The 11,270-nt window shown below is 57.7% G+C and carries 11 protein-coding genes and 1 pseudogene; 3 read left to right on the top strand and 9 right to left on the bottom strand.

Annotated features, from left to right (window positions below; all coding sequences use genetic code 11):
- The 4 genes from ACIQ0G_RS07305 to ACIQ0G_RS07320 form a co-directional block, all read right to left on the bottom strand.
- Positions 1-726 (bottom strand): TonB-dependent receptor (locus ACIQ0G_RS07305; RefSeq protein WP_397577333.1); only part of this gene is annotated, 726 nt, incomplete at its 3' end.
- Positions 727-927: 201 nt separating this feature from the next.
- On the bottom strand, positions 928-1,944 hold the full coding sequence (locus ACIQ0G_RS07310) for an NADP-dependent oxidoreductase (protein WP_397577334.1): 1,017 nt from the start codon (positions 1,942-1,944) through the stop codon (positions 928-930).
- Positions 1,944-3,626, bottom strand: coding sequence for an amidohydrolase (locus ACIQ0G_RS07315; RefSeq protein WP_397577335.1), 1,683 nt, complete (start codon positions 3,624-3,626; stop codon positions 1,944-1,946). The genes ACIQ0G_RS07310 and ACIQ0G_RS07315 overlap by 1 nt, the downstream gene beginning before the upstream one ends.
- On the bottom strand, positions 3,623-4,492 hold the full coding sequence (locus tag ACIQ0G_RS07320; RefSeq protein WP_397577336.1) for an NAD(P)-dependent oxidoreductase: 870 nt from the start codon (positions 4,490-4,492) through the stop codon (positions 3,623-3,625). The genes ACIQ0G_RS07315 and ACIQ0G_RS07320 overlap by 4 nt, the downstream gene beginning before the upstream one ends.
- Before the next feature lie 56 nt (positions 4,493-4,548).
- On the opposite strand from ACIQ0G_RS07320, the gene ACIQ0G_RS07325 reads away from it, so the two are divergent.
- Positions 4,549-5,769, top strand: a complete 1,221-nt coding sequence (locus tag ACIQ0G_RS07325) for a threonine ammonia-lyase (RefSeq protein WP_397577337.1) — start codon at positions 4,549-4,551, stop codon at positions 5,767-5,769.
- Positions 5,770-5,872: 103 nt separating this feature from the next.
- Positions 5,873-6,619, top strand: coding sequence for an arginyltransferase (locus tag ACIQ0G_RS07330; RefSeq protein ID WP_397577338.1), 747 nt, complete (start codon positions 5,873-5,875; stop codon positions 6,617-6,619).
- Positions 6,620-6,635: 16 nt separating this feature from the next.
- Here the strand turns inward: ACIQ0G_RS07330 and ACIQ0G_RS07335 are convergent, their stop codons facing one another.
- The 4 genes from ACIQ0G_RS07335 to ACIQ0G_RS07350 form a co-directional block, all read right to left on the bottom strand.
- On the bottom strand, positions 6,636-8,015 hold the full coding sequence (locus tag ACIQ0G_RS07335; RefSeq protein WP_397577339.1) for a pyridoxal phosphate-dependent decarboxylase family protein: 1,380 nt from the start codon (positions 8,013-8,015) through the stop codon (positions 6,636-6,638).
- Between the two features lie 116 nt (positions 8,016-8,131).
- On the bottom strand, positions 8,132-8,614 hold the full coding sequence (locus ACIQ0G_RS07340) for a GAF domain-containing protein (RefSeq protein WP_397577340.1): 483 nt from the start codon (positions 8,612-8,614) through the stop codon (positions 8,132-8,134).
- 12 nt (positions 8,615-8,626) lie between these two features.
- Positions 8,627-9,028 carry an alternative ribosome rescue aminoacyl-tRNA hydrolase ArfB gene (gene arfB / locus ACIQ0G_RS07345; protein WP_397577341.1) on the bottom strand — a complete coding sequence of 134 codons (402 nt, stop codon included), beginning with the start codon at positions 9,026-9,028 and terminating at the stop codon, positions 8,627-8,629.
- A 22-nt stretch (positions 9,029-9,050) separates the two neighbouring features.
- Positions 9,051-9,776, bottom strand: a complete 726-nt coding sequence (locus ACIQ0G_RS07350) for a pirin family protein (protein WP_397577342.1) — start codon at positions 9,774-9,776, stop codon at positions 9,051-9,053.
- Between the two features lie 392 nt (positions 9,777-10,168).
- Between ACIQ0G_RS07350 and ctrA the strand changes: the two genes are divergently transcribed.
- A complete protein-coding gene (gene ctrA / locus ACIQ0G_RS07355; protein ID WP_324477869.1) occupies positions 10,169-10,870 on the top strand; it encodes a response regulator transcription factor CtrA in 702 nt (233 codons plus the stop codon).
- A 2-nt stretch (positions 10,871-10,872) separates the two neighbouring features.
- Here ctrA and ACIQ0G_RS07360 read toward each other — a convergent pair.
- Positions 10,873-11,270: pseudogene (locus tag ACIQ0G_RS07360) on the bottom strand (peptidase M28); the annotation flags it as partial.

The following is an 11,270-nucleotide window of genomic DNA, read 5'->3' on the forward strand; positions in this document are numbered from 1 at the left end:
TGGTTGGAGCAATAATTGACCACGCAGGAAGTAACGGTCACGATTGTTGACGTCGCGGCCATTTTGGTCGTCGCGGTAGAAACCGTCACGCTTTACATACACGCCATCGACGCGGAACGCGACCTGATCCGAAATCGGGCCAGTGACACTGGTTGCAGCGCGCATGAAGTCATAATTGCCGTAGGTCAGCTCGCCATTGACACCAAAGGTGAAGCTTGGCTTTTTTGAATAGATGCTGATGAGGCCCGCCGACGAGTTACGGCCGCCCAATGTACCCTGCGGTCCACGCTGCACTTCAACCCGGTCAATTTCGCCGAGTTCGTTCAGACCGATGCCCGAACGCGAACGGTATACGCCGTCGATGAAAACAGGGACCGAGCTTTCAAGGCCGGGATTGTCACCGACCGTACCAATACCGCGAATACGGGCCGAGCCGTTGGCTTCCGAACCCGTCGAAGACACGAGCAACGATGGTGCAACTTGGTTCAGCTGGCGAATGTCGTTCGCGCCGCTATTTTGAAGTGTTTCGGCATTAACCGCGGAAATCGCGACTGGCACGTCAGACAATAGCTGGCTGCGGCCTTGCGCGGTTACAACGATTTCTTCTTCCGCTGTATCGTCGGCCTGAGGGGCTTCCTGCGCAAATGCGAGGCTTGGCACTGAAAGCGCAAGGCAAGCGGCCGATAGTCTCAATGCATGGCTGAGGGATTTGTCACGTCGTAACATATGCTTCTCTCCTGTGTTGAAATTGATATGTTACAATATAACGAAAGGACGCACGGCTGTCATCGCCGTTAACCGGCGTTTTCCTGAAATTTATTCTGTGCGTCAATATTGCAACATTGACATTCTTGACGTTACGGAAAGCCTGTTCAGTTTGAACAGACTGTTCCGTAACACATCAACCAATGCTGCGCAGTAATTTGCTTATAGTTTTACAAGCATCTTGCCGGTGTTTTCGCCGCTGAACAGGCCGATGAAGGCTTCGGGTGTTTTCTCAAGCCCGTCTTTCACTGTTTCACGGCCCTTGACTGCGCCAGATTGGATCAGGCCCGCCATATCGGCGTTGAATTCCGGAACCTGTGCGTAAAAGTCAGGGTATAGGAAGCCCTTGATCATGACGCGCTTGCCGATGATCATCGGAAGATATTGCATCGGTTGGGCTTTGAAGTCGTTATACACGTCAATCATGCCGCAAATCGCAAAGCGCGCCCATTCTTTGGACGTGGCAAGTGCCGCATCAAAATGTTCGCCGCCGACATTGTCAAAATAGACATCAATGCCGCTTTCGCCCATGTCCTTCAGTGCGGCCATCAATTGCGGCAGCACCTTGCCGGATTTATAGTCGATAACGGCATCGGCGCCGAGTTCTTTGACCCAGGCACATTTTTCTGCGCCACCGGCTGAGCCAATGACTTTCATGCCCTTGGCCTTGGCAATTTGCGTGACGGTCGAACCAACTGCGCCTGCGGCAGCAGATACGAAAATGACTTCGCCAGCCTTCGCTTCGGCAACCTTGAGCAAGCCGAACCATGCGGTGCCGCCGGGCATGCCGATGATGCTGAGCCAATGTTGATCGGGAACGCCCAGATCGGGCAGTTTAACCGGCGGCATGCCCGCAGGTGGCGTCTTGTCGCCGCCGAATACCGCGCTATCGCGCCAGCCAGCCATATGGAGAACCTTTGCGCCGACCGGAAAATCGGCATTGTTGCTTTCGGTCACAACGCCGACTGCGCCGCCGGTCATGGGTTCGCCAAGCATGAATGGATCGGCATAGCTTTTCGCATCGTTCATGCGGCCGCGCATATAGGGGTCGACGGACAACCAGCTGTTCGCAACGCGAAACTCGTCTGCGCCCAATGGTGCATCGGGTGCTTCGATCATCGCAAAATTGCTGTCATTTGGAAGCCCGGCAGGGCGGCTAGCTAAGGTCCATGCACGCATTATCTTGTCTCTCCATTGTTGTTTTTGTCCGCAGCATATGCTGCAGCATTTTTATATACGGGCCGACCACCGACCCATGTTTCTTTGACTATCGCATTACGCAGTTCGCGTGGGCTTGCAAGCAATGGGTCGACATCAATCAATATGAAGTCGGCATAATGCCCCGGGGTTAACGAACCAAATTTGCCTTCTGCAAAGGCCGCGTAAGCAGCGCCGGTGGTAAAGCCGGCAAGCGCCTGTTCGCGCGAAACGCGATCTTCGGGGCGCCATCCGCCAAAGGGTTGGCCTTCGGCATCTTCGCGCGTCATGGCCGCTGCCAATCCAGCGAAGGGATCGGCGGACTCAACGGGTACGTCAGAACCGAACGCCAGCTTGCCGCCAGCGCGCGCGATGGACTGCCACGCATAAGCGCCGTTCAGCCGCTCTTGGCCAAGCCGCGCCTCGGCCATCTGCCGGTCGGATGTCTGGTGCACCGGCTGCATCGACGAAATGATGCCGTGCTTGCCAAGCTTTTGCAGATCAGCGGGGTCGACAATTTGGACATGTTCAATCCGCCAGCGCATATCGCCTGTATATGTTTCGGACAGCTCCTCAATCGCACCGATAACTTCGGCATTCGCCGCATCACCAATGGCGTGCACCGCGGTCTGAAACCCGTCCATCGATGCCCGCACCATCAGGTTGCGGATTTCGGCGCTCGCCAAAAACTGAAGGCCGGTTTGTCCGGGCGCGTCGGCATAAGGTTTCTTGAGCCACGCACCCCGGCTGCCCAAGGCGCCGTCCAGATACAGCTTCACGCCGCCCAGCCGCAATTTGTCGTTGTACAACCAAGGGCTTGGCGCAGGGCCCGCAATGGCGACCATATTGTCGATGCCACCGGCATAGGCAAATATCCGGACGGTCAGCCATCCCGCATCGCCTGCACGGCGATAGCTTTGCCAATCGTCGATCGACGTGCCCATGTCGGCAATCGATGTGATGCCCAGACTGTGCAGTTTCTTTTGCGCTTCGCCCAAGGCAACATCGCGTTCCAACGGTTTGGGTGCGGGCACGAATTTGCCCACCAGATCGGCGGCGGAGTCAACAAAGATACCGCTGGGCTTTCCGCCAGCCAGTTCAATGCGGCCGCCCGGCGGTGATTTGGATGCAGCGGTGACGCCGGCGATTTCCATGGCTTTGCTGTTGGCCCAACCGGCGTGCCCGTCGACGCGCTCAAGCCATACAGGCCGATCGCCGACGGCGGCGTCTAAATCTTGCACAGTCGGGAAACGGCCAAGGCCCCATTTTTCCTGATTCCAACCCCGGCCGATAATCCATCGGCGTTCGGGATATTTCGCGGCATAGGCCTTTATCGCGGCTTGCGCTTCGGCAAGGCTATTGGTTCCGGACAAATCGAGCGTCAGCAATTGAAAGCCAAGGCCCATGACATGGCCATGCGCATCAATCAGTCCGGGCAACAAGGTTGCGCCGCGCCCATCAAGGCGGAAATCGAGTTGCTTGGGAAGTCTGTCTTTCTTGGTCAGCAGCTCCGTGACCTTGCCATCTTTGCCCACCAGCATCGCGTTGAACCGGATGACCTTGCCGTCCTGATCAAGCGTGATGCCATTTACATTCTCGACCAGTCCGTCGGCATATGCAGGTGCGGCAAGCGCGAGTAAGGCTAACGCAAAAAACCTTCTCATCCCTTGGGCAGCCTTTTCACAATCGCACTGGTGTCAAGACGGCCGCCGCCCATATGTTGCACATCGGCGTAAAATTGATCGATGATCGCGGTAATTGGCAAGGTTGCGCCAACGGCACGCGCCTCTTCGAACGCAAGGCCCAAGTCCTTGCGCATCCAGTCAACGGCAAAGCCAAAGTCGAACTTGTCCTCAGCCATCGTGGCCCAGCGATTGTCCATTTGCCAGCTTTGCGCCGCGCCGCCCGAAATCGCTTCATAGACTTTTCCAACGTCGAGCTCCGCCGATTGCGCGAAACGCATGGCTTCGGACAGCGACTGGATAACACCCGCAAAAGCGATTTGGTTGCACATTTTGGTGATCTGTCCCGTGCCGGGGCCGCCAACATGGACAACACGCTTGGCATAAGGCGCCATGATCGGCCGCGCAGCCTCAACGGCTGCTTCGCTGCCGCCGCACATGATTGACAGGGTTCCGTTTTCGGCGCCCGCCTGTCCGCCGGTCACGGGCGCATCGACGACCAACAGGCCGCGTGACTTTGCCTCGACGCCAAGTTGCCGGGCGATCCGTGCGGAGACGGTCGTGTGATCAATGTACAGGCTACCCTTCGCCATCGCCGCAAATGCACCGTCGCGTCCGAGCGTGACGCCGGCCAAGTCATCGTCGGTGCCCACGCAGCTGATGACGACCTCTGCATCCTTGGCGGCATCCGCTGGCGACAACGCGAGCGTTCCGCCATAGGTTGCAACCCAGTTCTCGGCCTTGGCCCGCGAACGGTTATACACCGTCAGCGCATGCCCTGCCTGTTTAAGATGCCGTGCCATTGGGCCGCCCATGACGCCCAGTCCGATAAAAGCTATTCTAGTCATAGCATGGTCTTAATGTTTGTTTTCACTTAACGCCAGATACGTTAGGGCCGCTTTCTATGTCTGACCAATTGACCCTTGAACATGTCCGCGCCGCCCATGCCCGGATCCGTGACTCCATCGTGGCAACGCCGACGCTGCACAGCCAGACTTTGTCCAAGCTGACCGGGGCAAATATTTATCTGAAGTTCGAAAACCATCAGTTCACGGCGGCGTACAAGGAACGCGGCGCGCTGAATGCGATCCTGCTGCTCACCGAAGAACAGCGCAGCAAAGGCGTCATCGCGGCATCGGCCGGGAACCATGCGCAAGGTTTGAGCTATCATGGCACGCGTCTGGGCATTCCGGTGACCATCGTCATGCCCGTACCGACCCCGACGGTGAAGGTGATGCAGACCGAAAGCGTTGGCGGCAAGGTCGTGCTGCATGGCGAGACTTTTGATGACGCCTACAAACATGCCCGCTTGCTTGAGGCGGAGCAGGGCCTGACATTCGTCCATCCGTTCGATGATCCTGATGTCGCCGCAGGGCAGGGGACCGTTGCGCTTGAAATGCTGGAGAGCGTTCCGTCGCTGGATATGCTTGTCGTACCCATTGGCGGTGGCGGCTTGCTGTCGGGCATGGGCACTGCGGCGCGCGCATTGAAACCAGACATCGGCCTGATTGGTGTGCAGGCGGAGCTATATCCGTCGATGTACGCGCTGTTCAACAACATGCAGATGCCATGCGAAGGCGACACGCTGGCGGAAGGCATTGCGGTGAAAATCCCCGGATCGTTCACCAGTGAAGTCATTCGCGGTCTGGTCGACGAAATCGTCTTGGTCAGCGAGGCGCAACTGGAAACCGCCGTCAGCTTGCTGCTGCAGATTGAAAAGACCGTGGTCGAAGGCGCTGGCGCGGCGGGGCTCGCGGCCGTGATGGCCCATCCGGAGAAATTCAAGGGCAAGAATGTCGGGATCGTATTGTGTGGCGGTAACATCGACACGCGCCTGCTGGCGAACGTCCTGTTGCGTGACCTTGCGCGGTCCGGACGCCTTGCGCGCTTGCGCCTGACGCTTCAGGACCGCCCCGGCGCGTTGTTCAAAGTCATGCGCTTGTTCAACGAACATAACGTCAACATCATCGAAATTTATCACCAGCGTATTTTTACGACGCTGCCTGCCAAGGGCCTGATTACCGACATCGAATGCGAAGCGCGCGATGCCGAGCAATTGCAGGGTCTTGTCGATGGCCTGAACGCCGCCGGTTACAAGGTCGAACGGGTCGAGCTCAACAAATAGTCCGGAACGAAAGAATCATGGTAAATTCGCTTTTCAGCGGCTGGGGACCTGTGCATAAAAGGTAAAGAACGTCTTAACCGTCCCAACCAAGAGCGGAGAGAATATGAGCGCACCAGTCCGTTTTCCGCGGTTTTTTGTGACCACCCCGGGGCCTTGTCCATATTTGCCCGGCAAGACCGAGCGCAAGGTATTTACCGAGCTGAACGGCAACCACGCCAACGAATTGAACGAAGCGTTGGGCCGCATCGGATTTCGCCGCAGCCAGAATGTTGCCTATCGCCCGAGCTGCCTTGATTGTAAGGCCTGTGTATCGGTTCGCGTGCGCACCGATGAATTCCGGCCCAACGCGACCCAGCGCAAGATATTACGGCGCAACGCCGATCTGGTGGTCAGCGCGTGCCGTCCATGGTCGACATCCGAACAATATGATCTGCTCCGCCGCTATCTGGCGGCCCGCCATCCCGAAGGCGGAATGGCGAATATGGACGACATGGATTATGCCGACATGGTCGAACAATCGCCGGTTCAAAGCCATGTGGTGGAATATCGCACGCCTACAACTTTTGGTCGGCTGGGCGAATTGGTGGGCGCTTGCCTGACCGATCAGCAAAGCGACGGCGTGTCGATGATCTACAGCTTTTACAATCCCGACATCGAAGATCGCGGCGGCCTTGGCACCTTCATCATTATGGACCACATCCTGCGCGCACAGGCGGCTGGCCTACCTTATGTGTATCTTGGCTATTGGGTAAAAGGCGCCGCACGGATGCAGTATAAAACGCGCTACCAGCCATTGGAACGCCTTGGCCCGGATGGCTGGGAATTGTTTGATCCGGACGCAGAAGGCTGAAAATAGTCACCGAAGGCTAGGTCCTGACCCTAGATAGGGCCTCACCTGCTGCGGCCACGGTCCTTGCGACGTCATCGGCGCTCGTATTCCAGCCACAGACGCTGATCCGCATAACACGTTCGCCGTCCCAGCTGCCACCGCTCAGGAAAGCTTCGCCACTGGCATTGATCGCGGCGATCACCGCGTCGCTGATATTCGAACCGTCTTTTGCATCGAACCGTATCAGGCCCTGATTCATTGTCGGACGCGCGATGCCTGTGGCGCCTTGTAAGCCCACGATCCCGTCATAGATGGCGGCTGCATGGTCGCAGCATCGTTCGATCATCTCCGATAGGCCGTCACGGCCGAGTTCCATCAAAGCGGCCAGTGCTGGCAAAGCCCGGGCGCGACGCGACCATTCCGGCGTGAAGTCCATAGGGTCGCGTACGTCGCCGCCACTGGTCAGATAGGCCGCCGTCATGCGCATCGCCGCACTGTGCGCGATTGGATGGCGCGTAATTGCCATGCCGCAGTCATAGGGTGTGTTCAGCCATTTATGACCATCGGTGGCCCAGCTATCCGCCATCTCCACTCCGGCGACGAGCGGCGCCAGACGCGGGCTGGCATTGGCCCAAAGACCGAAGGCACCGTCGACATGAACCCAAGCCCCTGCGGCTTGCGCAATGGGGCATAACGTTGCGAAATCATCGCAAGCGCCGATGTTGAGATCACCCGCATTGAGAACCACGATTGTCGGTGCGTCAGGTGCTTCTGCGAGCGCCGCGCGCAGTACCTCTGGCGACACCAGACCTGGCTTGTCTCCGCCCAAGGGCTCGATACAATCACTGCCCAGCCCGAGCAGACGCAACGCCCGCGTAACCGACGAATGGTGATGGCTATTGGCGAGCACGCGGATAACAGGCGCGCCCTGAAGCCCCTTCGCCTCAACATCCCAGCCCTTGTGCGCGAGCACGGCATGACGCGCGGCAGCCAGCGCCGTCGTATGTGCCATCTGGCATCCTGTGACAAAGGCGTAGCTGGCATCGGCGGGCAGACGCAGAGCGTCTAGAAGAAATCGGCCCGCCACCTCCTCAAGAACAGCACCGGCGGGACTGGTCGATGCAAGCACTGCATTTTGGTCCCATGCAGAACACATGATGTCCGTTGCAAGCGCGGCCGGCAGCGCGCCGCCTTTTACCCATGCGAAGAAGCGTCCGCCGGCATTGCCTGTTAGCCCTGGGTCTGCTGCGGCTGCAATTGCGCGGACAACATCATTCGCTGGAATTCCGCGCTCGGGGAACTGTCCTGGCAGAGGTAACCGCATGTCCGCGGGCGTTCCGCGCGACGCCACTGGCCGTGTGTCGAGTGAAGCCAAGTAGCGGCGGGCTTCAGCAAAGGCGATGTCGAGAGTGTCCATCGCGGTCTCGTAAAATATCCTTCAGATCGAGTCTATGTCGTTATCCATTAAGGTTTGAGGCGCGGACCATTTTGGCGACCCTGTCCCTATCGATGACGTTTAATGCGGCAGCGCGCTTAAATACGGTCGGCAATAACTGCGACGAGCGCTTCTATTCCCAGCGCATCATCATGGTCGAACCGGCCGCGCGACGGGCTGTCGAGGTCAACCACGGCGATCACTTGGCCATTGCGCATCACGGGCACAACAAGTTCAGAGGCGCTGTTGGCGTCGCATGCGATATGCCCGGGAAAGGCGTGCACATCTTCGACCAATTGCGTCTCGCCCGTTTGCGCCGCAGCGCCGCATACGCCGCGGCCAAAGGGAATGCGGATACAGGCTGCCTTGCCCTGAAACGGGCCAAGAACAAGCTCCCCGTCCACGACGCGGTAAAAGCCGGTCCAATTCACATCGGGCAGGAACTCCCACAAAAGCGCCGCGATGTTCGACATGTTGGCAACGCCGTCACTCTCTCCACTGGTCAATGCATCGGCGGACTTGACCAGTTCGCGGTACATGTCCGATTTTGGGGCGTTCGTATCAATGGAAAATTCGTACATCAGTGTCCCCTATCAGTCGAAGCTGACCTTGCCACGGTTTTTCTTGACCGTTGACCGGCCCTTTTTGGCATCCACGCGCCGTGCCTTTGCGGCCTTGCTGGGTTTGGTGGCGACGCGCCGTGCCTGCCGAATGTGCGCGCAGTCGATGAGTTCGATCACGCGGGCGCGGGCATCGGCGCGGTTGGCTTCGCGCGTTCGGTGGCTGCGGGCGGTGACGATCAACTCACCGTTCATCGTCATCTTGCTGCCCGCCAGTATCTTCAACTGCCGAAAAGCATAAGGCTGCAAACCCAGTGCAAAAACATCGACCCGCAATTGGCATGCAGTGGCGACTTTGTTGACATTCTGCCCGCCCGGCCCGGTGGAGGCCAGGAAGGTTTCTTCAAGCAAGTCTTCGGGAAGGTCAAAGGCCATGGCCTGCCCATAGCGCGTCAGACTATGCGCTGTCGACCATCACCAGTTCGGCATCCTCAATGGCTTCAATGTGCAGCACACCAGCGCCTTTGATCGCGATACCGTCGCGTGCACCATATTCAACACCGGCGATGCGGATGCGGCCCGTTGCCGGAACCAGATAGGCATGGTTGCCTGCGGCCAATGTATATTCCGCCGTCGCCCCCGCACTGACGGTCGCGCCAAGCACGCGGGCGTCGGCGTTAATGACTAGCGCGCCGTCTTCGCCATAGCCGCTCGCCCGCACGTTGAATGCGCCCGAACGATCCCCTTTGGGAAATTGCCTCTGGTCCCATGCGGGCGGGACATTGCGGTTGCGGGGCAGGACCCAAATCTGGAACAGGCGGCACAGTCCGTCCTCCAGATTATATTCGCTGTGCGTAACGCCCGTTCCGGCAGACATGACTTGCACGTCGCCCGCCTCGGTCCGGCCGACATTGCCCATGCTGTCCTTATGCGTAATCGCGCCTTCGCGGACGTAAGTGATGATTTCCATATTGTCATGCGCATGCGGCGCAAAGCCGGATTGCGCGGCGATCTCATCATCGTTCCACACGCGAATGGCGCCCCAGCTCATCCGTGCAGGGTCATAATAATCCGAAAAGCTGAAGTGGAAATTGGGCTTCAGCCAGCCATGGTCGCGCTTGCCCAACGACGCAAAAGGGCGTGCCTCGATATGGAGGCCGTTGGATAGGCTTGTGTCCGTCATGTAAAATACCCGCATCGGCGGGGAAATGAACCGCCGGAATATGAGAGAGATAATGTCGATGCGGGCGGGTTCAAGGATTTCTTAATGTGCATAAGCTGTACCACGTCACCGCAAATTAACGTCCTGTTGACTATGATTTTGCACATTTAGCCATCCAAAGGGCAATTTGGGCAAAATTTCACAAATTATTTTTGGCTCGTCACAGGGCTCTCAAACCCGCAGAAAACGTCATTATTTGTGAACTAAAATTCGACAGATCGCCCGAAACCCCAGCATTAACGCCAAATTAACCTTTTCAGTTCATTTTTCTTATGGTTAATAAAGTCCGTCGCATCACCCGGGTCGCGGGTGCTGCTTCGAGGGTGCAAGGGTTTCAAAGAGGGGTTTGCCCAATGCGTGTGCTTTTGATTGAAGACGAACCAACTACGGCCAAGGCCATCGAGATGATGCTCGCGACCGAAGGGTTCAATGTCTACACCACCGATTTGGGTGAAGAGGGTCTCGATCTGGGTAAGCTGTATGATTATGACATCATATTGCTCGACCTGAACCTGCCCGATATGCACGGTTATGACGTTCTGAAAAAGCTGCGTGTGGCCAAGGTGCAGACACCTGTGCTGATCCTTTCGGGCATCAGCGAAATGGATTCAAAGGTTCGCTCGTTCGGCTTTGGAGCCGATGATTATGTGACCAAGCCATTCCATCGCGACGAACTTGTCGCGCGTATTCACGCCGTTGTCCGCCGTTCAAAGGGCCATTCGCAGTCGGTCATCCGTACGGGCAAGCTTGGGGTGAACCTTGATGCCAAGACCGTTGAAGTCGACGGCAGCCGTGTGCACCTGACCGGCAAAGAATATGCGATGCTTGAGCTGCTTTCGCTGCGCAAGGGCACCACGCTGACGAAGGAAATGTTCCTGAACCACCTGTATGGCGGCATGGACGAACCCGAACTCAAGATTATCGACGTTTTCATCTGCAAGCTGCGCAAGAAACTCGCGCTCGCATGTGGCGGCGAAAATTACATCGAAACCGTCTGGGGCCGTGGCTATGTGCTGCGCGACCTCGACGAAATGGAAGAGCCGCTCGTCGCCTGAGCCTACCGGCGGGGTGGTAACCCGGCAAAGGTGATGATGCTTTCGCCGCCGGATGCGCTGACCGAACTGACGCCGACGAAATGATCGTCCACGATCAAGCCTTCAAGAACAGCCTCGGTGCCTTGTACGTCGCGGACAAAGACCCAATCCTGTGCGTCTGCACGGCGTTGGTAAATGCGATAACGCTGCGCACCCGGCGCTGCGTCCCATTTGACCGTCGTGTTAGAGGTTACGGCGCCACCTAAAGTCGCCGAAGCGGGCGCAGGGGGCGCGACCGAAAGCGCATTTGCGGTAAAGACGTTCAACATCGTGACCTTGGCCAGATAGTCGAAGTCCATCTTGTCAACGGTGTCGCCATATTCGATGCCGTTTTCGGTGCGCACATCCTGATGCTGGTGGT

Origin of the sequence: Sphingorhabdus sp., assembly GCF_044354325.1 — a bacterium.
In the GTDB taxonomy this organism is placed as follows: Bacteria; Pseudomonadota; Alphaproteobacteria; order Sphingomonadales; family Sphingomonadaceae; genus Sphingorhabdus_B.